Source organism: Actinomadura sp. WAC 06369 (assembly GCF_003947565.1).
GTDB classification, from domain to species: domain Bacteria; phylum Actinomycetota; class Actinomycetes; order Streptosporangiales; family Streptosporangiaceae; genus Spirillospora; species Spirillospora rifamycini.
Map to the genome: position 1 here is coordinate 15,232 of NZ_QHJN01000065.1, position 25,165 is coordinate 40,396.

Genomic DNA, 25,165 nt, shown 5'->3' on the forward strand with positions numbered 1-25,165 from the left:
GTCAGCGGGGGCGGGGCGGGTATGTGGCGATGAACAGGCCCTCGGCGGTGACGCAGTCGCGGCCGTTGTGGCGGATGGCGCCGACCGTGCGGATCTTGCGGCCGTCCACGGACACCTGGCGGGCGGAGACGGTCAGGGGTTCGAAGAGGGGCGTCAGGCGGTGGTAGCGGAGGGTGAGTTCGGCGGTCATGCCGGACGCCCCCGCCCAGCCGTTCGCGACGCCGAGGGTGTGGTCGAGCAGGAGGGACGAGACGCCGCCGTGGACGCTCGACGGCGGCCCCTGGTACGGGAGGTCGAGGGTGGTCTCGGCCTCGATGCCGCCGTCCGGGGTGCCCGTGTACTCCAGCGGCGGGGCGATGGGGTTCTCGGGGCCGGTGGCCGGGTCGTGGCGGGTGTTGCCGTCGCCGCGCCACATGTCGACGAGGCGGTCGTGCAGGGCGGGCGCGGCGGCTTCGAGGTCGTCGGCGACGGCGTTGAGGCGGTCGGCGACGTCGGCCATGTCGGCGGTGGAGATGTCCCCGGCGCGGACGAGCGCGGCGATGACGCGGCGGGCGGCGGCGGAGGCGGCGTCGACGCCGCTGCGGCGGGGGGACGCCTGGAGGTCGATCGTCACGCGGGCCTCCCGGTCGGCTGCGGGTCGCGGGGCAGGCCGAGGATGCGTTCGCCGATGATGTTCAGCTGGACGTCCGTGGTGCCTCCGGCGATCGACATGTTGCGGGAGTTCAGGAACATCCATGTGGGGTCCTGCATGCCGCCGGGGCCCTCGCCGGTGAGGGCGCCGGGGCCGATCCAGTCGACGGCCGTCTCCCACACCTGCTGGATGTGCTCGACGCCGATGAGCTTGCCGATGGACGACTCGGCGCCCGGCTGCCCGCCGGCGAGCGAGCGCAGGGTGGTGCGGAGGCCGAACAGGCTGCTCGACTGGGCGTCGCAGAGGATGCCGCCGAGGGTGGCGAGGCGCTCGTCGTCGTCCGTCCGGACGAGCTTGAGGAGGGCCTCGCCGCCGCTGCCGAGGGACGAGTCGTTGGACAGCGACACCCGCTCGTTCGCGAGGGTGGTGCGGGCGAGCTTCCAGCCGTCGCCGGGGCGCCCGACGAGCAGGTCGTCCGGGATGAACACGCCGTCGAGGAACACCTCGTTGAACAGGGTGTCGCCGGTCAGCTCCCGGAGGGGGCGGATGTCGATGCCGGGCGCCTTCATGTCGAGGAGGAAGTACGACAGGCCCTTGTGCTTGGGGACGGACGCGTCGGTGCGGGCGAGCAGGATGCCCCAGTCGGCCTCGCGGGCCATGGACGTCCACACCTTCTGCCCGCTGATCTTCCAGCCGCCGTCGACCTTCTCGGCGCGGGTGCTCAGCGCGGCGAGGTCGGAGCCCGCGCCGGGCTCGCTGAACAGCTGGCACCAGCGGAGGTCGCCGCGCAGGGACGGCGGCAGGAAGCGCTCGTGCTGGGCGGGCGAGCCGTGCGCGATGAGCGTCGGCACCACCCAGTTGCCGATGATCATGTCGTGGGCGCGCAGGCCGGCGGCGCGCATCTCCTCGGCGATGACGAGCTGGGTGACGGCGTCGGCGCCCTTGCCCCAGGGGGCCGGGAGGTGCGGGGACGTGTAGCCGCGGTCGGCGAGGTAGTCGATGCGCTCCTTGCCGGTGAGGGCCCGCGCGGGGTCGAGTTCGGCGCGGACGTCGGTGCGGATCGCGTCGGCCTCGGGCGGGAGCTCGACGGACAGCTCGCGGCGGACGCCGTCGAGGGTGAGGCGCGCGACGCGGCGGCGCCAGTCGCCCGTGGAGCCGAGGAGGACGCGGAGGGTCTGCGCGCGGCGCAGGTACAGGCTCGCGTCGTGCTCCCACGTGAAGCCGATGCCGCCGAGCGTCTGGATGCAGTCCTTCGCGGTGGTGAAGGCGGCGTGCGGGGCGGTCGCGCCGGCGACGGCGGCGGCGAGGGACGCCTCGCGGGGGTCGGCGGTGTCGTGGGCGCGGGCTGCGTCCCACGCGCAGGCGCGGGCCTGCTCGGCGTGCGCGAGCATGCGGGCGCAGCGGTGCTTGACGCCCTGGAACTGGCCGATCGGACGGCCGAACTGCTCGCGGACCTTCGCGTACTCGGCGGCGGTCGCGGTCGCCCGGTCGGCGAGGCCGGAGGACTCGGCGGCGAACAGGACGGCCGCGAGGTCGAGCACGGTGCGGGTGCCGAGGTCGAGCGTCGCGTCCGGGACGGCGCCGTCGGCGTGCAGGCGGCCGAGGCGGCGGGTCAGGTCGTGGCTCGGGAGCTCCTCGGCGGGCGCGCCGGACAGGACGACCCACGCCGTCCGGTCGCCGGCGCGGGCGGGGACGACGAGGACGTCGGCGAGGTGCGCGCCCATGATCGGCTCGGACGTCCCGTGGAGCGTTCCGTCGGCGCGCAGTTCGAGGCCGCCGGGGCGGAGGCCGACGGCGCCGAGCGCCGCGCCGGACGCGAGTCCCGCGAGGTGGTCGCGGTGCCCCGCGCGGTGCAGGACGGCGCTCGCGAGGACGGTCGGGAGGAACGGCCCGGGGGTCATCGCGCGGCCGAGCTCCTCGAGGGCGACGGCGAGTTCGAGCAGCCCGTACCCGGCACCGCCGGCGTCCTCGGGGAGGTGCAGGCCGAGGAGGCCCTGGGCGGCGAGGTCGTCCCAGAACGGCGGGAGCTTCTCGCGGTCGGCGTCCACGGCGGCGCGCACGGCGGCCTGCGTCACCTGGCGGGCCGTGAAGGCGCGGACGGCGTCGCGGAGGTCGCGGTGCTCCTCGGTCAGTCCGATGGTCATGCTCAGATCCGTTCGATGATGGTGGCGGTGGAGTGCGCGCCGCCCGCGCACATGGTGACGAGGGCGGTGGTGCGGTCGGCGCGCTCCAGCTCGTTGACCGCCTGGGTGATCAGCCGGGCGCCGGTGGAGCCGACGGCGTGGCCGAGGGCGATGGCGCCGCCGTTGACGTTGACCTTGTCCATGTCGGCGCCGAGGACGCCCGCCCAGGACAGGACGACGGACGCGAACGCCTCGTTGATCTCGACGAGGTCGATGTCGGACAGCTTCATGCCGGCGCGGTCGAGGACGTCGCGGGTCGAGTCGATGGGGCCGTCGAGGTGGTAGTGCGGGTCGGAGCCGACCATGGTGGACGCGACGATGCGGGCGCGGGGCCGCAGCCCGAGTTCGGCGGCGCGCTCGCGAGACATCAGCAGGACGGCGGCGGCGCCGTCGCTGATCTGCGAGGAGTTGCCCGCGGTGTGGACGCCGTCCGGGATGACCGGGTTGAGGGCGGCGAGCTTCTCCGGGGACGTCTCGCGGAGGCCCTGGTCGCGGGTGACGACCGCGGTCTCGCCGGTCGGGCCCTCCTTGGACATGACGGGCGCTTCGATCTCGATGATCTGGCCCGCGAAGCGGTCCTCGGCCCAGGCGCGGGCCGCCTTCCGCTGGGAGTCGAGGCCGAGCGCGTCGGCGTCCGCGCGGGTGATGCCCCGGTTCTTCGCGATGCGTTCGGCGGCGGTGAACTGGTCGGGGTAGTCGAAGTCCCAGCCGTCCGGCATGGGGCTGCCGGTCTCGGGGGTGAGGGCCTGGCCGAGGAAGACGCGGCTCATGGCCTCGACGCCGCAGCCGATGCCGGTGTGGATCGTTCCCGCGGCGATCAGCCCGGCGACGAGGTGGACGGCCTGCTGGGAGGAGCCGCACGCGCAGTCGATGCTGGTGCAGGCGGTCGTGTACGGGAGGCCCGCGTACAGCCAGGCGTTGCGGGTGACGTTGTTCGCCTGCTCGCCCGCCTGGGTGACGCAGCCGCCGACGACCTGCCCGACCGTGGCCGGGTCGACGCCGAGCCGGTCGAGGAGGCCCTTCTGGGTGGCGCCGAGCAGCTGCGCCGGGTGCAGGCCCGACAGGGCGCCGTGCCGCTTGCCGACCGGGGTGCGGGCGGCGTCGACGATGACGGCTTCAGGCATGGGGGGTTCCTTCCTGCCCGGTCAGGACGCGCTTGGCCCAGCGGTAGTCGGCCTTGCCGCTGGGCGAGCGCATCACCGCGCCGGTGAACGTGATCAGTGCCGGGATCTTGTAGCCGGCGAGGTGGCCGCGGCAGTGCGCGCGGAGTTCGTCGGCGGTCGGGGCGGTGCCGGGGCGGGCCTCCACGACGGCGGCGACGCGCTCGCCGAACCGCTCGTCGGGGACGCCCGCGACCAGCGCGTCCATCACCGCGGGGTGGGCCTTGAGGGCCTGCTCGACCTCTTCGGGGAAGACCTTCTCGCCGCCGGTGTTGATGCAGCCGGAGCCGCGGCCGAGGACGACGACGGTGCCGTCGGCCTCGACGCGGGCCATGTCGCCGAGGACCGACCAGCGGACGCCGTCGATGACGGGGAACGTGGCGGCGGTCTTCTCGGGGTCGTTGTGGTAGCCGAGCGGGACGTGCCCGCTGCGCGCGATGTAGCCGGGTTCGTCCGATCCGGGCGGGATCGGGCGCAGCGCCGCGTCGACGACGGTGACGCGGGGGTTCGGCGACAGCCGCATGAGGCCGTCGGCGCCGACCGCGATGGTGCCGTCCACGCCCGACTCGGAGGCGCCGAACCCGTTGTTGACGTGCAGGTCCGGGATCAGCTCGGCGAACTCCTCCTGCACGCTGCGGGACAGGATCGCGCCGCCGGAGCCGAGCACCTTGACCGACGACAGGTCGTACGCGGCGCCGTGCGCGCGGATCGCGTCGGCGAGCGGGCGGGCGATGGCGTCGCCGACGACCATGACGATCAGCGGCTTCTCGCGCTCGATGAGCCGGAGCGCCTCGAAGGGCTCGAAGCGGCGCATCAGCACGGTCGGGGAGCCGGTGAGCAGCGCGCTCAGCAGGTTGTAGGTCGCGGCGCCGTGCATGAGCGGCGCGGTGACCAGGTAGGTGAGGGGGAAGCCGGACTCGGCGGCGGCGGCGAGCGCCTCGGCGCTGCGGTGCGGCTCGCCGTAGTGGTTCCCGCCGCGCAGTGCGGCCATGTAGAAGTCCTCGTGCCGCCAGACGACGCCCTTGGGCAGGCCGGTGGTGCCGCCGGTGTAGATGATGAACCGGTCGTCGGGCGAGCGGCCGTCGCGCGGCGCGGCGGCGCCGTCCGGGACGTCCGGGTAGTCGGCGACGGCGATGCGGTCCGGCCAGGGCTCCTTCTCGGCCGGGCCGTCGCCGTCGCCGTCGCCGATGACGATCGCGAGGCGGAGCGCGGGGCAGTCGGCGGCGACGCGGGCGGCGGCGGGCGCGAACTCCGCGCCGACGAACAGGGCGGCGAGGCCCGCGTCGGTGTACAGGTGGTGCAGCTCCCGGTCGGTGTAGCGGAAGTTGATGTTGACCGGGACGGCGCGGGCCTTCACGCACGCCAGCAGCGCCTCGACGTACTCGGGGCCGTTGGTCAGGTGCAGGCCGACGTGCTCGCCGGGCCCGATGCCGGACGCCCGCAGCCGTGCGGCCTGCGCGTCGGCGCGGCGGTCGAGCTCCGCGAACGTGGCCCGGTGGTCACCGCACACGAGGGCGAGGCGGTCCGGGACCGCCGCCGCCACGGTCTCGAAGAGTGTCGCCAGCTGAAGCGTCATGCGACCGAAGTTAGAATTGATTCTCGCCACCGGACAAGATCAGTCCCACTGAGTGGTTCGCGGCGGTCGGAGCGGGGGTCACCGGCCCGCTGAGCGGGATCGGACCGGCCGTAAAAATAGAATTCGTACTAGCCTCCGTCGGATCATCGCGAACACCGACGGGAGCACCGATGAACGCTGACCTCACCCTGGCGGGGCGCACCGCCGTCGTCACCGGCGCGGGCGCCGGGCTGGGCCGCAGCGAGGCCCTCGCGCTGGCCGGGCAGGGCGCGGCCGTCGTCGTCAACGACATCGGCCCGGCCGCCGAGGACGTCGCCGCCGAGATCCGCGACGCGGGCGGCGAGGCCGTCGCCGTCGCCGGGGACGTCGGCGACTGGACGCTCGGCGAGAAGCTGGTGCAGACGGCCGTGGAGACGTTCGGGAGCCTGGACGTCGTCGTCAACAACGCGGGGGTCCTGCGCGACAAGATGCTGTTCAACCTGTCCGAGTCCGACTGGGACGACGTGGTCCGCGTCCACCTGAAGGGCCACGCGGCCGTGTCCCGCGCCGCCGCCGTGCACTGGCGGGCCGCGAGCAAGGCCGCGGGCGGCCCGGTGTACGGGCGGGTGGTCAACACGGCGTCCGAGGCGTTCCTGTTCGGTTCCGCCGGGCAGCCGAACTACTCGGCGGCGAAGGCCGGGATCGTCGCGCTGACCCTGTCCACGGCGCAGGGCCTCGCCCGGTACGGGGTGCGGGCGAACGCGATCTGCCCGCGCGCCCGCACGGCGATGACCGAGGCGTCGTTCGGCGAGGGCACCGCCCCCGGCGGCGTGGACGCCATGGCGCCCGAGCGGGTCGGGACGTTCGTCGGCTACCTCGCGTCCCCCGCCGCCGAGAAGATCAGCGGCCAGGTGTTCGTCGTGTACGGCGACATGGTCGCGCTCATGGCGGCGCCGACCGTGGAGCGCAAGTTCACGGCCGAGAGCGGCGTGTTCTCCCCCGAGGAGTTCGCCGCGCAGGTCACCCCGTACTTCGACGACCGCGACCCGCGCCGCACGTACGCCGCGTGGGACGTCGCCGCGCTCGACACGACGGGCACCAACCAGCCGCGCTGACCCCCGGGCCGGCGGCCGCCCCCGCAGCGCGCGGACGGGGGCGGCCGGCCGCCCGTCAGTACGCCCCGGGCCCGCGCAGCGACGCCTCCGCGCCGCCGTCCACGTAGACGACCTGGCCCGCCATGTGCGAGTTCGCCGGGGAGATCAGCCAGGCGAGCGCCTCCGCGACGACCTCCGGGCCGGCGTACCCGTTCAGCGGCATCGGGACGGCCCGGTCCATCGCCTCCCGCATCTTCGGGTCGGCGAACAGCGGCTCGCTCATCGGCGTCCGGACGACGCCCGGCGCGACCGCGTTCAGCGGGATGCCCGCGCCCGCCCACTCCGCCGAGACCGACGCCGCGCGCAGCCACCGCGCCAGGGCCGCCTTCGACGACGGGTACAGCCGGTTGCCCGCGCCGCGCCCGGCCGCCTCCTCCGCCGCCGCGAGCGCCGCGGGCTCGTCGCCGTCCAGGCAGGCCCGCAGGACGTCGTCGTCCACCGGCTGCGTCCCGGAGATCGACCCGACGGCGGCGGCGCGGGGCCGCCCGGCGCGGGCGAGCGCGGGCCGCAGCCCCGCCAGCAGGGCGACGGCGCCGAAGTGGTTGACCGCGACGGTGAGCGGCGTCGGGCCGGACACGCCCGCGCACGCCACGACGCCGTCGAGCGTCCCGCCCGACCGGTCGAGGACGCCGGCGACGGCGGCGGCCCGGCCCTCCGGCGTGCCGAGGTCGGCGCGGACGTCCGCGTCGCGCAGGTCGACGCCGATGACCTCGTCGCCGCGGTCGCGCAGCAGCTCCGCGAGGGTTCTGCCGATGCCGGAGGCGCTGCCGCTCACCGCGACCGTGCGTCCCGTGGTCCCTGCCATAGATGGGTCTCCTTCACATGTGGGAGCCGCCGTCGACCCGCAGGTCGACGCCGGTCTGGTAGGCGGCGTCGGACGAGCCCGCGTACGCGATCACCGCCGCGATCTGCTCGGCGCGGGCCTGCCCGAACGGGGCGGCGAGCCGCCCGAAGTACGTCGGGTCGACCCCGGCGGGGAACATGTCGGGCGCCCGGGTCAGCGGGGTGTCGGTGCCGCCCGGCGAGACCGACAGCACCCGGACGCGGCGCGGGCTCAGTTCGGCGGCGAGGCTCAGCGAGAACGAGATCACCGCCCCCTTCGACGCCGAGTACGCCGACATGTACGGGTTGCCCTGCACCGCCGACAGGGACGCGACGTTGACGATCGCGCCCGTCCCGTCCGGCAGGTGCGGCGCGGCCTCGCGGCAGAACAGCGCGGTGCCGACCAGGTTCACCTGGAACAGGCGGGTGAGGTCGGCGACGGTCAGGCTGCCGAGCGGCGTGGTCTTGTGGATCCCCGCGACGTTCACCAGGACGTCGATGCCGCCGAGCACCGCGGCCGCGTCCCGGACGGCGTCGACCACCGCGGGCTCGTCGGTGACGTCGGCGACGCGCGTCGCGATCGTCCCCGGGCCGATGATCGCGGCGGCCGTCTCGGCGAGGCCGTCCGCGGACAGGTCCACCGCGTAGAGGGCGGCGCCCTCGCTCGCGAGGCGGTCCGCGGTGGCCCGCCCGATGCCCGACGCGGCCCCGGTGAGCAGCACTTTCACACCGTCATAGCGCTTCATGACCGCACGGTAGCGACGGCCCGGACGGGACGGCCGGTGCGATCCCGGCCACCGGAACCCGCGCGTCAGCCGGACGCGTTGGAGCGGGGCGCGAGCAGCAGCCGGCACGCCATCCGGATGTCGCTCTCCACGTCCGCCATGGACGCGCGCCCGTTCAGGCTCATCTGCAGCACCCCGTACCAGCACTGCATGAGCAGCCGCACGAGCCGGACGTCCTGCGCCGTCGGCACCTCGATGCCGATGGCCAGCAGCACGATCTCCTGGAACGTGGTGTCGATCTTGGCGGTGTCGACGACGGTCGCGACGTTCGCGCTGTTCGCGGCGTGCAGCATCGACGCCGACAGCAGCGGCTGCGCCATCAGCGTGCGGCTCGCGGCGACGAGCAGGTCGGCGACCGCGTCCTCCGGGTCGGTGCCGGGCGGCGGCGGGCCGACGCCCTCCCCGAACCGGTCCACCTGCGCGGCCATCACCGCGGTGAACAGGTGCACCTTCGAGGGGAAGTACCGGTAGAGCGTGCCGATGGCCACCCCGGCGGCCTTGGCGACCTCGTGCATCTGGACGCGTTCGAGGGGCTTCTCGCCGCCGATGCGCATGGCGGCGCGCAGGATGCGCTGCCGCCGGTCGTGCTGCTCCGGCGAGCTGGGCTCGGCCGACAGCCGCGCCGACGCGATCCTCGCCACGATCTCCCCCTCCGGCTCCGTCCTGACACGACAATATCTAGCCGCCCGGAACGGTCCGCCGCACACCGATACCGCTCAGTGGGACGCGGGGGCCCGCACGGCCGCACCGCGCTTACGTTTGCCGCGCCGAGATCGCGAAGGGGACGTCACGTGGGCGAATGGACGGACGAGTACGACGTGGTGGTGGCCGGGTCGGGTGCGGGCGCGCTGGCCGGGGCGCTCGCCGCCGCGGCGGGCGGGCGGCGCACCGCCGTCCTGGAGAAGACGGCGCTGCTGGGCGGGACCACCGCCTACGCGGGCGCGTCGATCTGGCTGCCCGGCACCCGGGTGCAGCGGCGCGCCGGGATCGACGACGACTCCACCGAGTCGGCCCGCGCCTACCTGACGGCGCTGCTCGGGGACGGTCCCGCCGCGCTGCGCGAGGCGTTCCTCGAGACCGCGCCGCAGGTCGTCGAGTTCCTGGAGAGCGACCCCGCCGTCGAGTTCGAGTGGCAGGCGTTCCCCGAGTACTACGACGCCCCGGGCCGCACCGCGCGGGGCCGGTCGTTCGTCCCGCTGCCGCTGCCCGCCGAACGGCTCGGCGACCTCGCGGCGCTCGTCCGCCCGCCGGTCGACCGGGACCGCGCCGGACTGGGGCACGACCCGTCCGTCCCGCTGGCGCAGGGCCGCGCGCTGATCGGGCGGCTGCTGCTGGCGTTCACCGGCACCGGGCGCGGCGACGTCCGCACCCGCACGGCGCTGACCTCCCTGGTCACGGCGGACGGGCGGGTCGTCGGGGTCGAGGCCGACACCCCGGACGGGCCGGTGCGGCTGCGGGCCCGGCACGGGGTGCTGCTCGCCGCGGGCGGGTTCGAGTCGTCCGCCGAGCTGCGCGCCGAGCGGAAGGTGGCCGGGTCGGCGGAGTGGACGATGGCGCCGGACGGCGCGAACACCGGCGACGCGATCGCGGCGGCCGTCGCCGCCGGGGCCGCGACCGGCAACCTGGACGAGGCGTGGTTCTGCCCCGGCCTCCTCGGCCCGGACGGCCGCGCCGCGTTCACCCTCGGCTTCCGCGGCGGCCTCATCGTCGACGGGACGGGCCGCCGGTTCGCCAACGAGTCGCTCCCCTACGACCGCATGGGCCGCGCGATGGCGGCCGCGCAGGGGCCCCTGCACCTGGTCTTCGACGCGAAGGGGAAGGGGGCGCCCGCCATCACGATCCCCGCCGCCGACCCCGACGCCCACCTGGCCGCCGGCGCCTGGGCGCGGGCCGACACGCTGGCCGGGCTCGCCGCGGAGATCGGCGTGCCCGGCCCGGCCCTCGCCGCGACCGTCGAACGGTTCAACGGCTTCGCCGCCGCGGGCGCCGACGCGGACTTCCACCGCGGCGAGGACCGCTACGACCGGTACTTCACCGGCGGCGGGCACGGCCTCGTCGCCGTCGACCAGGGCCCCTACTACGCGGCCCGGATGGTGGTCAGCGACCTCGGCACCAAGGGCGGGCTCCGCATCGACCCCGACGCCCGCGTGCTCGACGCGTCCGGCCGTCCGATCCCCGGCCTCTACGCGGCGGGCAACACCACCGCGTCCTTCACCGGCCCCGTCTACCCGGGGCCGGGCGTCCCCATCGGCACCGGAATGGCGTTCGCGTACCGGGCCGTGCGGCACATGGCATCCGAGGAGAAGTGAACATGACATCGATCAGGACGCGGGCCGCGCTCGCCGCCGCCGCGGGCGCCGCCGTGGCCGCCGCGGCCTTCGGCGCCGCCGTGCCCGCGCAGGCGGACGTCCCGCCCGGCCACCGCGGACGCCTCCTGTCCGCGGGGCCCGTCGCGGGGACGGCGGCGCTGCCGAGCGCCGCCGCCAACCGCACGGTCGCCTACACGTCCGAGGGCGCCGACGGCCGGCCGGTCACCGTGACCGGCACCGTCGCGATCCCCCGGGGGACGCCGCCGCGCGGCGGCTGGCCCGTGCTGAGCTGGGCGCACGGCACGACCGGCACCGCCGACGTCTGCGCCCCCTCCGCCGACACCGCGGACGGCCCCGCGCACGACTACCTCGCGGTCACCGAGCGGTACCTCGACAGGTGGGTCGCGCAGGGGTACGCGGTCGTGCAGACCGACTACGAGGGCCTCGGCACCCCCGGCGGGCACCCGTACATGCACGGCCGCAGCGAGGCGAACGCCGTCGTCGACATCGTCCGCGCCGCCCGCGGCCTCGACCGCCGCATCGGCCGGAACTGGTACGTCGCCGGGCACAGCCAGGGCGGCCACGCGGCCCTGTTCACGGCCGCCGCCCGGCAGACGCCCCGCGACGTGCGCCTGCAGGGCGCGCTCGTCCTCGCGCCCGGCTCGCAGACCAGCGCGACCCCCGAGTACGTGCGGTCCGGGCTCCCGGGCGCCCAGGCGGCGATGCCGTTCCTGTTCGTCCTGCTCACCGGCGCCGAAGCGGCCGACCCGGCGATCGTCCCGGACGACCTGCTGACCGACGAGGCCCTCCCGATGCTCCAGGCCGCCCGGACGTCCGCGTGCACCTTCGGGCTCCGGAAGATGGCCGAGGGCTTCGACCCCACGAAGGTCTTCCGGCCCGACGCCGACCTGGGGCCGCTCGTCGCGTACCTGCGCTCGCAGGAGCCCACGGGCCTGACCCTGCGCGTGCCCGCGCTCGTCCAGCAGGGCACCGCCGACACGCTCGTCTCACCGGAGGCGACGAAGCTGCTGCTCGGCGACCTCTGCGAGCGCCGCGACGCCGTCGCCTACCGCGAGTACGAGGGCGCCGACCACCGCGCGCTGCTCGACGCGTCGTTCGCCGACGGCCTGCGGTACGTCGAGAGCCTGCGCCGCGGCGACGCCCCGCCCTCCGACTGCTGACCGCCCCGGGCCCGCGGCCGGCGCCGCGGGCCCGGCGGCTCACAGGAAGCGGCGGATCGGGACGACCGACGCCTCCATCGCGCGGTGCACGACCCCCCGCCGCCGCCAGCGCCCCGGCTCGACGGGATCGCTGACCGCCAGGTCCCGGGTGAAGTGCTCGTCCAGCCGCGCGGTCACCTCCCGGTCGATGACGGCGAGCATGATCTCCTCGTCGTGGTCGAGGGACCGCCGGTTGAAGTTCGTCGAGCCGATCAGCGACGCCGTCCCGTCCATCGTGATGATCTTCGTGTGCAGCATGGACGGCCGGAACTGCGCGATCCGCACCCCCGCGTCCAGCAGCTCGTCGTAGTGCCGCTGCCCCGCGAGCCTGCTGACCCGCTTGTCGGCGTGCCGCCCGGGCAGCAGGATCTCGACCGCCACGCCGCGGCGCGCCGTCCGGCACAGCAGGTCGGTGAAGTAGTCGTCCGGCGCGAAGTAGGCCGTCGCCAGCCGCAGCCGGTGCTGCGCCGACTCCAGCACCACCCGGATCAGGGTCTGCATGTCCTGCCACCCCATGCTGGCCGAGCCCCGCACCACCTGGACGACCGCGTCCCCCGCGGGTTCGTGCGGGCGGAACCGGTCGCGCTCGTCGAACAGCTCGTCGTGGCACTCGGCCCAGTTCTGCGCGAACCCCGCGGCGATGCCGTCCACGGCGGGGCCGCGCACCCGCACGTGGGTGTCGCGCCACTCGCCGCTGTCGCGGGCGTCGCCCTTCCACTCGTCGGCGATGCCCACCCCGCCGGTGAACGCCGTGTGCTCGTCCACGATCAGGACCTTGCGGTGGCACCGGTGGTTCTGCTTGAACGGCGACAGGTACGGCGGCCTCCGGAACCAGGCGACCGTCACCCCCGCCGCGTCCATCGCGTCCAGCAGCTCCTTCTCGATCGGGTGGCTGCCGAAGCCGTCCAGCAGCAGCCGCACCCGCACGCCCGCGCGGGCGCGGTCCGCCAGCGCGCGGGCGAACCGGCTCGCGATGTCGCCCCGCCAGTACACGTACGTCATCATGTCGACGGTGTGCTCGGCGGACGCGATGGCGTCCAGCATCGCGGGGAAGATCTCGTCGCCGTTGCGCAGCGGCTCCACCGCGTTGCCCTCGGTCGCGGCGACCCCGAGCAGCCGCTCCAGCCGCCGCCGCAGCCGCACCGCCGCGCCGTCCGGCTCCCCGGCGCCGCCCGGCGCGGCCCCGTCCAGGGTGATCGACGTCATGCGTCCTCCCGCGTCGTCGGTGTCGGTGGTCAGAACGGTGAGCGGAACCGGGCCCGGCGCCCCGCGGCCCCGCTGCGGCCGACGGCCCGCGACGAGGACCGGAACGGCTTGCTCAGCAGGCGCCCGAGCGGACCCGGCGCCGAGGACCCCGCCCGCGATCCGAACCCCAGCGCCCGCTGGGTCCCCCGCTGCGGATGCCGCGACAGCCTCGGCAGCAGGAACGCCAGCACCAGCAGCACCGCGCACACGCCCACGATGGCGACGACCGCCATGTTCTCGCCCCTTCCGGAGATGTCCTCAACGTCTGGCGACGCTTTACCCCAGACAAACAAAGACATTCCGCCCGATCGACCTCACCGGTCAGGGGCGGGACGCTCCGTTGAGCGCGGCGACCGGCGGCGCGATCGTCAGGCGACCTTCCAGGTGCGGTCACCAAGGGTGGCCACCAGGTCCAGATGACCACCGAGCGCGGTGACGTAGTCGCGCACGACGTCGACCCCCGACACCTCGCCGTGCTCGATCTTCGAGATCCGGGCCTGGCTCACACCGAGCAGCTCGGCCAGTTCGGCCTGGGTCACACCGGCGGCCTTGCGGATCTCGGCAAGCTGGAAGCCGCGAACGTACGCCTCTCGCCGAGCACGCGCCGCGGCCCGGCCGGCCGCCCTTTCCTCCTCGCTGCGAGGATCCAGCGCCGCCGCCTCCGCCTTGACCTCCGACCACTTCTTGAAGTTCGTACTCATCCGTCCTCCTCCTTCAAGGCGATCAGGTGCTCCGTAAAGCGCTCGTCGGCCAGCGGGATGGACTCTTTGTACCAGTTCTCCCAGTTGCCCTCCTTGTCGCCCGCCACGAGGAAGATCGCTTCGCGTACGGGGTCAAAGCACACAAGAATAACCATAAGGTTATGTTGCCCAGCGTGACTTCGCGACTACCGATGGTCCGGCGGGTCAGACGAGGTTGTCTTCGATGGCGAGGCCGAACTCGCCGCGGCCGTACATGGACAGGGCGCGCTCGACGTCGTTGGCGACGTGGACGCTGCCCGCGTGGGCGTCGCGCCAGGCACGCTCGATCACGTGGCCGCGGCGCAGCGAGTTGCCGCCGGCGGTCTTGAACAGGATGTCGATGGCCTCGATGGCGCGCTCGGTGCCGCGCACCTGGTCGCGGCGGGCGCGCAGGCGGAGCTCCATCGGGATCTCCTCGCCGCGCACCGCGTGGGCGTGCACGTCCCGCATGTTGCGTTCGGTCTGCAGGACGGCCGCGTCGATCTCCGAGGCGGCGCGGGCCACCGCGACCTGCGCGAACTCGTCCTCGACGAAGCGGCCGCCGCCGAGGCTCAGCCGGATCCGGTCGCGCATCTGCGCCACGTACGAGCGGTAGCAGCCCGCGGCCATCCCGATGACGCTGGACGAGACCGTCGTGGTGAAGACCGTGCCGAACGGGAGCCGGTAGAGGGGGCCGGTGTTGACCTTGCGGCCGGGGGCGCGCAGGCGCGCCTGGTCGTAGTTGCGCATCGCGCGGTGCGCCGGGACGAACGCGCGCTCGACGACGATGTCGTCGCTGGCGGTGCCGCGCAGGCCCATCGAGTCCCAGACCCGGCGGATCTCGTAGTCGGCGCGGGGCAGCAGGACGGTCATGAAGTCGACGGGGCGGCCCTCGGCGCCGACGACGAGCCCGCCGAGCAGCACCCAGGACGCGAACTCGCAGCCGGACGAGAACGCCCACCGGCCCGAGATCTCGAAGCCGTCCTCGACGGGGGTGAGCCGGCCGATCGGGGCGTAGGAGGAGGCGATGAGGGTGTCCGGGCCGGCGGCCCACACCTCGCGCTGCGCGGCGTCGGGGAACAGGCCGAGGTGCCACGAGTGGACGCCGAGGACGGCCGCGACCCAGCCGGTGGAGCCGCAGGCGCCGGAGATCTCCCGGACGGCGGCGTAGAACTCGACGGGGTCGCCCTCGGCGCCGCCGTACCGGGCGGGCTGCAGCAGCCGGAACACGCCCGCGTCGGTCAGCTTCCTGATGGTGTCGGCGGGGATGCGGCCCTTCTCGTCCACGGTCCGGGCCCGCTCGGCGATGCCCGGCAGCAGCCCGCGCACGGCGTCCAGGACCTCACTGCTCATCCGCCCGCTCCTGTCCTCCTCGTCCGGTTCGTGCAGGACACCACGGGGGCCGGACGGGCGCGCGGAGGCGTCCCGGCCAGCGGGACCGGGCCCCGGACGGCGTGACCTGCGACATAGCGTGCGAACCATCTCGTCCATAGCCGAAGGGATGATCCACCGTGACCGCTGCCGAGTCGGACGCGATCCGCCGCATCGAGGCCGAGGCGATTTCCAGCCGGTTCGCCCGAGGATGGCACTGCCTGGGCCTCGCCGAGAAGTTCAAGGACGGCAAGCCGCACACGATCAACGGGTTCGGCCAGAAGCTCGTGGTCTTCATGGGCGAGGACGGCAAGATCAACGTGCTGGACGGCTACTGCCGGCACATGGGCGGGGACCTGTCCCAGGGCACCGTCAAGGGCAACACGATCGCGTGCCCGTTCCACGACTGGCGCTGGGGCGGCGACGGCCGCTGCAAGGGCATCCCGTACTCGCGTCGGGTGCCGCTGCGCGCGCGCACGGCCGCCTGGCCGACCATGGAGAAGAACCAGCTCCTGTTCGTCTGGAACGACCCCGAGGGCAAGCAGCCCCCGGCGGACGTCACGATCCCCGTCATCGAGGGCGCCACCCGCGACGACTGGACCGACTGGCGCTGGACGGAGCAGATCGTCCACACCAACGCGCGCGAGGTCATCGACAACGTCGTCGACATGGCGCACTTCTTCTACATCCACCAGTCGTTCCCGACGTACTTCAAGAACATCTTCGAGGGCCAGACGGCCACGCAGATCATGAAGGGCGTGACGCGGGAGGACTCGCGGCGGCAGCGCGAGGGCAGCGGCGGGGGCGGCGGGCCGCGGATGCTCGGCAACACCTCGGTCGCGACCTACCACGGGCCGTCCTTCATGATCGACGAGCTCACGTACCACTACGAGGGCTACGACCTGAAGTCCGTCCTGATCAACTGCCACTACCCGATCGACGAGAACTCGTTCTCGCTGCACTCGGGGATCATCGTCCAGCACAGCGAGGCGCTGCCGCCCGCGGCCGCCGAGGCGACCGCGGAGAAGCTGTCCACGTTCATCCTGGCGGGCTTCCAGCAGGACGTCGAGATCTGGAAGAACAAGACCCGCATCGACAACCCGCTGCTGTGCGAGGAGGACGGCCCCGTCTACCAGCTCCGCCGCTGGTACCAGCAGTTCTACGTGGACGTCGCGGACGTCGAGCCGGAGATGACCGACCGGTTCGAGTACGAGATCGACACCACCCGGCCGGTCGAGTCGTGGAAGAAGGAGGTCGAGGAGAACCTCGCCCGCCTGGACGCGGCGGAGGCCACGGCGTGACGGTGCGGTCCGACGAGCGGCTGGACGGGGCGCCGATGCGTCCCGTCCGCTGCCGCCGCTGCGCCGGCGAGGTGCTGGCCCGCAAGTCCAGCTGGGAGCAGACCAGCATCCAGTGGACGGCCGAGGCGCGGGCCGCGTGCACCGGACTGGACGAGGACGAGCACGGGACGTGCCCGGCGCTGCGCTCGGCCATCCAGGAGGCGGCGCTCACCGGCGGCATCGAGGTCCTCGATGACTGACCCGCCCCCGGGCCGGCTGGCCGGGCGGGTCGCGGTCGTGACGGGCGCCGGGGACGGCATCGGCCGGGGCGTCGCGCGCCGGTTCGCCGCCGAGGGCGCGCGCGTCGTCGTCGCCGAGCTGGACGCGGCCGCCGGTGCGCGGGTCGCCGCCGAGCTGGCCGACGAGTTCGGCGCCGAGGCCCGGTTCGTCCCCACCGACGTGACGGTGCGGGCGCAGGTCGAGGCGATGGTCGCGGCGGCCGTCGACACGTGGGGCTCCGTGGACGTCCTGGTGAACAACGCGTGGGGCGCGGGCACGGTCGGGCGGGTCGAGCACAAGACGGACGAGCAGCTCGCGCGGGGTTTCGCGATGGGCTACTACGGGCCGCTGTGGGCGATGCAGGCCGCGTTCCCGCACATGCGGGCGCGCGGCTGGGGCCGCGTTATCAACATGTGCTCGCTCAACGGCGTCAACGCGCACATGGGCACGCTGGAGTACAACTCCGCCAAGGAGGCGCTCCGGACGCTGACCCGGACCGCGGCGCGCGAGTGGGCGCCGACGGGCGTCGTCGTCAACGCGGTCTGCCCGGGCGCGAAGAGCGCCGCGTTCCGCCGGACGGTCGCGGAGCACCCGGAGATCGAGGCGGCGGCCGACGCCGCCAACCCGATGGGCCGGCTCGGCGACCCGGAGGACGACATCGCGCCGGTCGCGCTGTTCCTGGCGAGCGAGGACGCCCGCTACCTGACCGGCAACACGCTGTTCGCGGACGGCGGTGCGCACATCAACGGGGTCTCCTGGACCCCCGATCTGGACGGAGAAGGATGATCGAGAAGTACGGGCCGTGGGCCGTCATCGCGGGCGGTTCGGAGGGGGTCGGCGCCGCGTTCGCGCACCGGCTGGCCGACGCGGGGGTCAACCTCGTGCTCATCGCCCGCAAGCCCGGCCCGCTCGCCGAGACGGCCGCGTCCGTCCGGGCCAAGGGCGTGGAGGTCCGCACGCTGGAGCTCGACCTCGTCGCGCCCGAGCCGCTGAAGGCGGTCCGGGAGGTCACCGACGGCCTCGAGGTCGGGCTGCTGGTCTTCAACGCGGGCGCGAACAGCTACGGGCACGAGTTCGTCACCGGCGACCTCGACCGCTTCCAGGGCGTCATCGACCTGAACATCACCGCGCAGCTCGCGCTGACCCGCCACTTCGCCGCGCCGATGAAGGAGCGCGGGCGCGGCGGCATCCTCCTCGTGGGGTCGCTCGCCGGGTACATGGGGCAGGCGCAGATCAGCGTGTACTCGGCGGTCAAGGCGTTCGGGCGGGTGTTCGCCGAGGGCCTGTGGCTGGAGCTCCGCGAGCACGGCGTGGACGTCCTGGAGCTGGTGCTCGGCGTCACGCGCACGCCCGCGATGGAGCGCGCGGGCCTCAACATGGACATCCCGGGCCTGAACGTCGCCGAACCGGACGACGTCGCCCGCGAGGGCCTCGAGCACCTCGGCGACGGGCCGGTCTGGGTCGCGGGCGGCAACTACGAGGCGGCGCAGAAGCGCAGCGGGTTCCCGCGCTCGGCGAAGGTCGCGGGCGCGCACGAGGCGATGAAGCGGATGCTTCCGAAGGAATCCGGCGAGTAGGCCGGGCCGCCGGGCGGCGGAGGGCTCACCGCCCCGCGCACGACGTTTACGTAGCGCAATTGGTTGACCACGTTATGTGTTGACTTTGGGGTCGCCGCGGGATGTGATTCATGGTGATCATCCATGTGATTCCGGAGGTGTCACCATGCGTTTTCGCATGCCCGCAGCCCTTTCCGCCGCCCTTTCCGTCGGTCTCGGCGGTGCCGCGCTCGTCCTGACGGGCCCCGCCGCGTCCGCCGAGCCGTACCCGCCGGGCGACTACCGGATCCGGACCGACCACGGCGGCCGCTGCCTGAACGGCCCGGCGGCGGCCGACGCCCGCGGCACGGTCGGGCCGTGCGGCACCGTCTGGCGGTTCCGGCTCATGTCGGACGGCATCCAGATCATCCGCGCGGCCCCGGACGACTGCCTGGGCGTCTCGCCGCGGAAGGTGTGGCCGCGCAACGTCGCGGTCCGGTCCTGCGAGAAGGAGCCGACGCTCTGGTACGCGACGCACGCGGGCGGCGGCCGCTACCTGATCTCGCTCGCGAGCGACGGGCAGCTCCTCACCTGGCACGAGAGCGAGCAGCACGCCCAGCTGGTGCCCGAGCGGCCCGACCACGACCACCAGCTCTGGACGTTCGAGCCCGCCGGCTCCTGACCGCCGGCCACCGACCGGCGGGCGCCCGACCGGCGGGCGCCCGGCCCGCTACCCGGCCGGGGACGCCTCCCGCCGGACGAACGCGCCCGACCGGCGCACGTAGACCGGGTCGCCGGTGTTCCAGGCCGCGTCCCGCAGCGGCCGCTTGACGACCTTGTTCGTCGGGGTGCGGGGCAGCTCCGCCATGACGCGCACGTACCTGGGCGCCTGCTTGGTGCCGAGGTCGGGCTGCCCCGCCAGGAACGCGGCGAACGCCGCCGGGTCGAACCGGCGGCCGGGCGCGAGCGTCACCGCCGCCATCACCTGGTCGCCGACCCGCTCGTCCGGGACGGCGTACACCGCGACGTCGGCGAACGCGTCGAACCGGGCGAGCAGCCGCTCCAGCGGCGCGGCGGCGAAGTTCTCGCCGTCCACCCGGAGCCAGTCGTCGCCGCGCCCGGCGAAGTACCAGTAGCCGTCGGCGTCGCGGTAGGCGAGGTCGCCCGACCACACCCAGCCGTTCCGGACGCGCTTCGCGGTGGCCTCCGGGTTCCGGTAGTAGCCCTCGAACCGCGCGGCGCCCCGCGTGTCGACGATCTCGCCGACGGCGTCGTCCGCGTTCACCAGGCGGCCGTGCGCGTCGAACTCGGCGGGCGGGCACTCGCGGAGCGTCTCCGGGTCGGCGACGATCACGCCCTCCTCGGCGACGCCGAGCGATCCGGGCGGCGTCCCGGGGACGCGGCCGATGCGGATCTCGCCCTCGCTCGACCCGTAGGAGTCGATGACGGTGCATCCGAACCGGGCGGCGAACGCCTCGATGTCGTGCTGCGCCGCCTCGTTGCCGAACGCGATGCGCAGCGGGTTGTCCGCGTCGTCCGGCTTCTCCGGGGTCGCGAGGATGTAGTTGAGCGGCTTGCCGACGTAGTTGAAGAACGTGACGCCGTACCGGCGGACGTCCGGGAGGAACCCCGACGCGGAGAACCGGCGCCGCAGCACCAGCCGCCCGCCGGTGGCGACGGCCGGGGCGACGCCCGCCATCAGCGCGTTCGAGTGGAACATCGGCATCGCGACGTAGAACACGTCGTCGCGGCCGAGGTTCCGGCGGGCGGCCTGCTGGACGGCGATGCGCCCGAGCCGCCCCTGGCTGCACAGGACGGCCTTCGGCGCGGACGTCGTCCCGGACGTGAAGATCAGGCAGAACACGGCCGCCGGGTCGTCGCCCGGGACGCCGCCGAGCGGGGCCGTGCGGGCGAGCCGGTCCGCGTGGCCGCCGCCGTCCACCACCACGACGGGCACGTCCGCGCCGGTCAGCCCGTCGAGCAGCGCCGCGCGCGCCGTCTCGGTGACGACGGCGCCGCAGTCGGTGTGCGCGATGTCGCGGGCCAGCTCGGCGCCGCGCCGCGTCGGGTTCAGCTCCACCACCGGCACCCCGGCGAGCGCCGCGCCCAGCAGCCAGAACAGGTGCTCGGGCCCGTTCTCCAGGAACAGCCCGACATGCCACGGGCCGGGGCCCGCCCCCGCCAGGTCGCGGACGAGCCCGGCGCGCAGCCGCGCCTCCGCGACGACCTCGCGCCACGTCCACGAGCGGTCCTCGAACGACAGGCCCGTCCGGTCGTCCTCGCCGCGCGCCGCGACCAGCGCGGCGAACGTCCGGTCGTCGGCCGGGCGGTCGTCGCCCAGCACCCGGCCCTCGCCCGCGCCCGTGCTCCCGCCCGCGCTCCCGTCCCCGGTCATGCTCCTCCTCACCCGCCCGGCCGCGCCGGGGCGTCTACGCAGGGTCCGGCAGGACGGCCGCGGGCGGCGCCGCCCGATCCCGCTGAGTGGGACCTGGCGCACCCTCCGCCGCCTGCGCTGTTTATCTCGGTCGCACCTGCGAAGGCGTTTCGGTCGCGCGGAAAAGCGCGGCCGGGCGGCGGCCACGGGGAGGAACGTGCAGACTTCCACGAGCAGACGGTTCCGGCGCGCCGCCGGGGCCCTCGCCGTCGCGACGGCGGCGACCGCGTGCGCCTGGCAGTCCGGCGGCGGCGCGGCCCCCGAGGAGGCCCGGCCCGCCGAGTACCGGGTCGGCATGATCGGACCGGACCGCGGCGGGACGCCCGTGGACGGCGGCACCCTCACCTTCGCCGCCTACGCCGAGACCGGCCTCCTCGACCCCGCCGAGACGATCGTCGCCGGGTCCACCGGCGGCGTCGAGATGGCCGCGATCTACGACGTCCTGATGCGCTGGGACCCCGCGAGCGGGGACGTCGTCCCGCAGCTCGCCGAAAGCCTCGAATCCGGCGACGGCGACACCGCCTGGACGCTGCGGCTCCGCGACGGCGTCACGTTCGGGGACGGCACCGAACTCGACGCGGCCGCCGTCAAGTGGAGCATCGAGCGGTACGTGCGCAAGGGCGCCGACGAGGCCGCGCTGTGGAAGGCGAACGTCCGAGCCGTCAGAACACCGGACGAACGCACCGTGGTGTTCGAGCTCGCGCACCCCTGGCCGACCTTCCCGTTCATGCTGGCCGGCGGACCCGGGATGATCGTCGCCGAGTCGTCCGACGACGGCGAGAAGTTCCGGCCGGTCGGCGCCGGACCGTTCGCGTTCGAGCGGTACGCCCCCGACGAGGAGATGCTCCTCAAGGCCCGGGACGACTACTGGGACGGCCGCCCGCACCTCGACCGCGTCCGGCTCGTCTACGTCGACGACCCCGACGCCGCCCTCGCCACCCTCGACAGCGGGCGCATCCAGGCCGCGTTCCTCCGCGACCCCGTCATCGTCCGGGACGCCCTCGAAGCCGGCTACTCCGGATTCCTCAACATGGTCGCGCTCGGCAACGTCGCCGTCATCAACGCCACCCCCGGCCACCCCGGCGCCGACCCGCGCGTCCGCACGGCCATGCACCTCGCCATCCAGCCCGAGGTGATCTACCGGCGCGCGTACCCGGGGACGGGCCTCGCGAGCAACGCGCTGTTCCCCGGGTTCTCCCGCTGGCACACCGGCGCCGAACCGCTCCCCTACGACCCGGACCGGGCCCGCGAGCTGCTCGCCGAGGCGAAGGCCGACGGCTACGACGGCAAGGTCACCTGGCTGGACGCGCAGGACCCCGCGTCCCGCACCACCGCCCTCGCCGCGAAGGCGATGCTGGAGAGCGTCGGCTTCGACGTCGAACTCGACCTCGTCCGGTCCATCGCCGACCAGATCACCAAGGTGTCGGTGAAGAAGACCTACGACGTCTCCGGCTGGGGCATCAGCTGGCGCGAGGCCGGCCCGTTCGGGCGGATGTACGCCACCCTGCACTCCGAAGGCAACCTCACCGTCGGCATGGCCACCACCCCGGAGATGTCCGCGCTCATCGAGGAGCTGCGCGGCGCCGACGGCGAGGAGGCGCAGCGCGCCGTGATGGGCCGCATCCAGGAGCGGTGGAACCGGGACGTCCCCGCGCTCGTGTTCGGGCCGCAGCCCGAGCTGATCGCGTGGCCCGACCGCGTGCGCGGCGTCACCGGAACCGTCAACAGCATGGTCCTGCTGGACGACGCGTGGCTCGCGCGGAACTGAACCGGAGGTGCCGGAGGTGAACGTGCGCGACGCGGTGCGACGGCTGGTCGAGCTCGTGCTCGTCCTGCTCGTCGTCAGCACGGGCGCGTTCGCGCTCGTCGACCTGATGCCCGGCGACCCCGCCGTGGCCGTCCTCGGCGAGGGCCACACGCCCGCCGAGTACCAGGCGCAGCGGGAGGAGATGGGGCTGACCGACCCGCTGCCCGTCCGGTACGCGCGCTGGGTCGGGGACGCCGTCACCGGCGACCTCGGCACCTCGTTCGTCCCGCCCTACGACGACGTCGCCGGACGCATCGGCGCCGCCCTCCCGGTCAGCCTCGAACTCGCCGTCCTCGCGCTGCTCATCGCGCTGGCCGTCGCCGTGCCGCTCGCCATGTGGTCGGCGTACCGCGCCGGCGGACGCGTCGACCGGCTCGTCGGCGCGGGCACGTTCGCGATCCTGTCGGTGCCGAGCTTCCTCGCCGGGATGCTGCTCATCGCGCTGTTCGCCGAACGGCTCGGCTGGTTCCCCCGGCTCGAATGGGCGCGGCTGTCCGACGGGATCGGCGACAACCTGTACCACGCGTTCCTGCCCGCGCTGACGATCGCGCTCGTCGAGGTCGCCACGTTCACCCGGGTCCTGCGCGGCGACCTCATCGCCACCCTGCGGGAGGACTTCATCCTCGCGTCCCGCGCCAAGGGCATGCCGCCGGTCCACGTGCTGCTGCGGGACGCGCTGCGCCCCTCGTCGTTCTCCCTCGTCACGCTGCTCGGCGTCAGCCTCGGCAGGCTCGTCGGCAGCACCGTGATCGTCGAGCACCTGTTCGCGCTGCCCGGGATGGGCTCGCTGATCATCGGCGCGGCCGACGCCGGGGACGTCCCCACGGTGCAGGGCGCGGTGCTGGTCATCGCCCTCCTCTACGTACTGGTGAACGCGCTGATCGACGCGTCCTACGGACTCCTCGACCCACGAATCAGGCGGGCCCATGTCTGACGCCCCGAAATCCCCCCGGACCGGTTCCCTGCTCACCGGCGCCGCGCTCGCCGTCCCCGGCCTCGCCGTCCTGGGCGCGTCGGTGACGGTGCTCGCCGGCACCGGATGGCCGCAGCTCGGCGCCGTCCTCGCCGGCCTCGCCGCGACCTACGCCGGCCTCGACCGCACCGGCCGCGCCCTCTTCGGCCCCGGCTTCGACCTGCTGTTCTGGCTGTGCACCGCGTGGCTGGCCGTCCTGGTGACGGCCGCGGTCCTCGCGCCGCTGCTGCCGCTCGGCGAGCACCGGGACATCGTCGCGACCCTCGGCTCCCCCGGCATGGCCGTCCCCGACCTGTCCACCGCGCACCCCCTCGGCACGAACAACTTCGGGCTCGACCTGCTCGCCCGCCTCGTCTACGGGGCCCGGTCGTCGCTCGTCGTCGCGCTCGGCGCCGTCCTCATCGGGACGGTCGTCGGCGGCGCCGTCGGGATCGCCGCGGGCTACCTGCGGCACGCCGACCCGCCCGTCGGCGTCCTCACGAACTCCCTGCTGGCGGTGCCGCCGCTGATCCTGCTGATCGCGCTCGGCACCGTCCTCGAACCGACCCTGCCGAACATCGCGATGGCCCTCTCGCTGCTCGCCGTCCCCGGCATGATCCGGATGGCGCGGGCGAACACCATCGCGTTCGCGCAGCGCGAGTTCGTCCTGGCCGCCGAACTGCTCGGCGCGTCCCGGTGGCGCGTCGCGACCCGCGAGCTGCTGCCGAACGTCGTCCCGCCGCTGCTGTCCTACGGCATGGTCATGGTGTCGGTGCTGATCGTCGCGGAGGCGTCGCTGAGCTTCCTCGGGCTCGGCGTGCAGCCGCCCGCCCCGTCCTGGGGCAACATGATCGCCGAAGGGGAGCAGAACAACGCGTTCACCGACCACCCGCACATCGTGCTCGTCCCCGGCATCACCCTCTTCCTGACCGTCTTCGCGTTCAACCTCGTCGGCGAGAAGGCCCGCAAGCGGTGGGACCCCCGGCAGGCGAAGCTCTAGGAGCCACGATGACCCCCCTCCTCACGGTCGAGGACCTGCACACCGAGATCGCCACCCCGCGCGGCCCGCTCCGGGCCGTCGACGGCGTCTCCTTCACCGTCCGCGCCGGCGAGATGTTCGGCGTCGTCGGCGAGTCCGGCTCGGGCAAGTCGGTGCTCGGCCGCACCGTGATGGGCCTCTACACCACCGGCCCCGGCATGACCGTGACCGGACGCGTCGTGCTGGACGGCACGGACGTGCACGCGCTCGCGCCCACCGAGCGCCGCGCGCTGTGGGGGTCCCGCGTCGGCATGGTGTTCCAGGACCCCGGCACCGCCCTCAACCCGGTCAAGAAGGTCGGCCGGCACCTCACCGAGAGCCTGCGCCGCCACGGCCGCTCCCGCGCCGACGCCCGCGCCCGCGCCGAGGAGCTGCTGCGCCTCGTCGGCATCCCCGAGCCGCGCCGCCGCCTCGACCAGTACCCGCACGAACTGTCCGGCGGCATGCGGCAGCGCGTCGTCATCGCGATGGCCCTCGCCGGGGAACCCGACCTGCTCATCGCCGACGAGCCCACCACCGCGCTCGACGTCACCGTGCAGAAGCAGATCCTCGACCTGCTCGGCCGCCTCCAGTCCGAACTCGGCACCGCGATCGTCCTCATCAGCCACAACCTCGCCGTCGTCGCGGGCCGCGCCGACCGCGTCGCCGTCATGTACGCGGGCCGCGACGACGGCGAGGTTGTGGC

The 25,165-nt window shown here is 74.2% G+C and carries 25 protein-coding genes; 12 read left to right on the forward strand and 13 right to left on the reverse strand.

Translation table 11 applies throughout. From position 1 onward, the window contains the following. Position 1: 1 nt before the first annotated feature. Genes DMH08_RS19005 through DMH08_RS19020 form a run of 4 tightly spaced genes read right to left on the reverse strand, consistent with a single transcriptional unit; the run spans position 2 to position 5,550 of the window. A complete protein-coding gene (locus DMH08_RS19005; protein ID WP_051300181.1) occupies positions 2-613 on the reverse strand; it encodes a PaaI family thioesterase in 612 nt (203 codons plus the stop codon). Continuing rightward, positions 610-2,775 (reverse strand): acyl-CoA dehydrogenase, encoded by a 2,166-nt coding sequence (locus DMH08_RS19010; protein WP_026400937.1) that lies wholly within the window; start codon positions 2,773-2,775, stop codon positions 610-612. Before DMH08_RS19010 ends, DMH08_RS19005 begins: the two co-directional genes overlap by 4 nt. Before the next feature lie 2 nt (positions 2,776-2,777). After that, positions 2,778-3,938, reverse strand: coding sequence for a steroid 3-ketoacyl-CoA thiolase (locus DMH08_RS19015; protein ID WP_125616489.1), 1,161 nt, complete (start codon positions 3,936-3,938; stop codon positions 2,778-2,780). Beyond that, the gene (locus DMH08_RS19020; protein WP_125616492.1) at positions 3,931-5,550 is read right to left on the reverse strand and encodes an acyl-CoA synthetase; all 1,620 of its coding nucleotides are present in this window, start codon (positions 5,548-5,550) and stop codon (positions 3,931-3,933) included. Before DMH08_RS19020 ends, DMH08_RS19015 begins: the two co-directional genes overlap by 8 nt. Positions 5,551-5,720: 170 nt before the next feature. Between DMH08_RS19020 and DMH08_RS19025 the strand changes: the two genes are divergently transcribed. Continuing rightward, positions 5,721-6,644, forward strand: a complete 924-nt coding sequence (locus DMH08_RS19025) for a 3-oxoacyl-ACP reductase (protein ID WP_026400940.1) — start codon at positions 5,721-5,723, stop codon at positions 6,642-6,644. Between the two features lie 55 nt (positions 6,645-6,699). Here DMH08_RS19025 and DMH08_RS19030 read toward each other — a convergent pair whose 3' ends face one another. From DMH08_RS19030 to DMH08_RS19040, 3 genes are all read right to left on the reverse strand, one after another. After that, the gene (locus DMH08_RS19030; protein WP_125616496.1) at positions 6,700-7,488 is read right to left on the reverse strand and encodes an SDR family oxidoreductase; all 789 of its coding nucleotides are present in this window, start codon (positions 7,486-7,488) and stop codon (positions 6,700-6,702) included. 13 nt (positions 7,489-7,501) lie between these two features. Next, positions 7,502-8,251 carry an SDR family NAD(P)-dependent oxidoreductase gene (locus DMH08_RS19035; RefSeq protein ID WP_125616499.1) on the reverse strand — a complete coding sequence of 250 codons (750 nt, stop codon included), beginning with the start codon at positions 8,249-8,251 and terminating at the stop codon, positions 7,502-7,504. 65 nt (positions 8,252-8,316) lie between these two features. Further along, a complete protein-coding gene (locus tag DMH08_RS19040) occupies positions 8,317-8,931 on the reverse strand; it encodes a TetR family transcriptional regulator (RefSeq protein ID WP_026400943.1) in 615 nt (204 codons plus the stop codon). 150 nt (positions 8,932-9,081) lie between these two features. On the opposite strand from DMH08_RS19040, the gene DMH08_RS19045 reads away from it, so the two are divergent. Next, positions 9,082-10,599: an FAD-binding protein gene (locus DMH08_RS19045; protein ID WP_125616502.1), complete on the forward strand. Its 1,518-nt coding sequence runs from the start codon at positions 9,082-9,084 to the stop codon at positions 10,597-10,599. Positions 10,600-10,601: 2 nt separating this feature from the next. Continuing rightward, on the forward strand, positions 10,602-11,780 hold the full coding sequence (locus DMH08_RS19050; protein WP_125616505.1) for an alpha/beta hydrolase family protein: 1,179 nt from the start codon (positions 10,602-10,604) through the stop codon (positions 11,778-11,780). A 39-nt stretch (positions 11,781-11,819) separates the two neighbouring features. Here DMH08_RS19050 and DMH08_RS19055 read toward each other — a convergent pair whose 3' ends face one another. The 5 genes from DMH08_RS19055 to hsaA form a co-directional block, all read right to left on the reverse strand. Next, complete coding sequence (locus tag DMH08_RS19055; RefSeq protein WP_125616508.1) at positions 11,820-13,025, reverse strand: phospholipase D-like domain-containing protein; 1,206 nt, start codon at positions 13,023-13,025, stop codon at positions 11,820-11,822. A gap of 29 nt (positions 13,026-13,054) precedes the next feature. Next, positions 13,055-13,297: a DUF6411 family protein gene (locus DMH08_RS19060; protein ID WP_026400947.1), complete on the reverse strand. Its 243-nt coding sequence runs from the start codon at positions 13,295-13,297 to the stop codon at positions 13,055-13,057. 135 nt (positions 13,298-13,432) lie between these two features. After that, positions 13,433-13,765 (reverse strand): helix-turn-helix domain-containing protein, encoded by a 333-nt coding sequence (locus DMH08_RS19065; protein ID WP_026400948.1) that lies wholly within the window; start codon positions 13,763-13,765, stop codon positions 13,433-13,435. Continuing rightward, entirely contained in the window at positions 13,762-13,920 is a 159-nt protein-coding gene (locus DMH08_RS19070; RefSeq protein WP_125616511.1) for a type II toxin-antitoxin system RelE/ParE family toxin, read from the reverse strand. Before DMH08_RS19070 ends, DMH08_RS19065 begins: the two co-directional genes overlap by 4 nt. A gap of 49 nt (positions 13,921-13,969) precedes the next feature. Then, complete coding sequence (hsaA, locus tag DMH08_RS19075; RefSeq protein ID WP_125616514.1) at positions 13,970-15,136, reverse strand: 3-hydroxy-9,10-secoandrosta-1,3,5(10)-triene-9,17-dione monooxygenase oxygenase subunit; 1,167 nt, start codon at positions 15,134-15,136, stop codon at positions 13,970-13,972. A 158-nt stretch (positions 15,137-15,294) separates the two neighbouring features. Here hsaA and DMH08_RS19080 point away from each other — a divergent pair, with 158 nt between their 5' ends. From DMH08_RS19080 to DMH08_RS19100, 5 genes are all read left to right on the forward strand, one after another. Next, on the forward strand, positions 15,295-16,455 hold the full coding sequence (locus tag DMH08_RS19080; protein ID WP_125616517.1) for a Rieske 2Fe-2S domain-containing protein: 1,161 nt from the start codon (positions 15,295-15,297) through the stop codon (positions 16,453-16,455). After that, the gene (locus DMH08_RS19085) at positions 16,452-16,694 is read left to right on the forward strand and encodes a hypothetical protein (RefSeq protein WP_026400951.1); all 243 of its coding nucleotides are present in this window, start codon (positions 16,452-16,454) and stop codon (positions 16,692-16,694) included. Before DMH08_RS19080 ends, DMH08_RS19085 begins: the two co-directional genes overlap by 4 nt. Continuing rightward, entirely contained in the window at positions 16,687-17,499 is an 813-nt protein-coding gene (locus DMH08_RS19090) for an SDR family NAD(P)-dependent oxidoreductase (protein ID WP_125616520.1), read from the forward strand. Before DMH08_RS19085 ends, DMH08_RS19090 begins: the two co-directional genes overlap by 8 nt. Then, on the forward strand, positions 17,496-18,290 hold the full coding sequence (locus DMH08_RS19095; protein ID WP_026400953.1) for an SDR family NAD(P)-dependent oxidoreductase: 795 nt from the start codon (positions 17,496-17,498) through the stop codon (positions 18,288-18,290). The genes DMH08_RS19090 and DMH08_RS19095 overlap by 4 nt, the downstream gene beginning before the upstream one ends. Positions 18,291-18,447: 157 nt before the next feature. Next, complete coding sequence (locus DMH08_RS19100; protein ID WP_026400954.1) at positions 18,448-18,930, forward strand: RICIN domain-containing protein; 483 nt, start codon at positions 18,448-18,450, stop codon at positions 18,928-18,930. A gap of 48 nt (positions 18,931-18,978) precedes the next feature. Here DMH08_RS19100 and DMH08_RS19105 read toward each other — a convergent pair whose 3' ends face one another. Further along, positions 18,979-20,643 (reverse strand): AMP-binding protein, encoded by a 1,665-nt coding sequence (locus DMH08_RS19105; protein WP_125616523.1) that lies wholly within the window; start codon positions 20,641-20,643, stop codon positions 18,979-18,981. 196 nt (positions 20,644-20,839) lie between these two features. Here DMH08_RS19105 and DMH08_RS19110 point away from each other — a divergent pair, with 196 nt between their 5' ends. The 4 genes from DMH08_RS19110 to DMH08_RS19125 all read left to right on the forward strand — a co-directional run. Continuing rightward, positions 20,840-22,450, forward strand: a complete 1,611-nt coding sequence (locus tag DMH08_RS19110; protein ID WP_026400956.1) for an ABC transporter substrate-binding protein — start codon at positions 20,840-20,842, stop codon at positions 22,448-22,450. Between the two features lie 16 nt (positions 22,451-22,466). Further along, positions 22,467-23,423, forward strand: a complete 957-nt coding sequence (locus DMH08_RS19115; protein WP_026400957.1) for an ABC transporter permease — start codon at positions 22,467-22,469, stop codon at positions 23,421-23,423. Then, positions 23,416-24,441 carry an ABC transporter permease gene (locus tag DMH08_RS19120; RefSeq protein ID WP_034516535.1) on the forward strand — a complete coding sequence of 342 codons (1,026 nt, stop codon included), beginning with the start codon at positions 23,416-23,418 and terminating at the stop codon, positions 24,439-24,441. The genes DMH08_RS19115 and DMH08_RS19120 overlap by 8 nt, the downstream gene beginning before the upstream one ends. Positions 24,442-24,449: 8 nt before the next feature. After that, positions 24,450-25,165: ABC transporter ATP-binding protein (locus tag DMH08_RS19125; protein WP_148108596.1), on the forward strand; the 716-nt coding region annotated here is incomplete at its 3' end.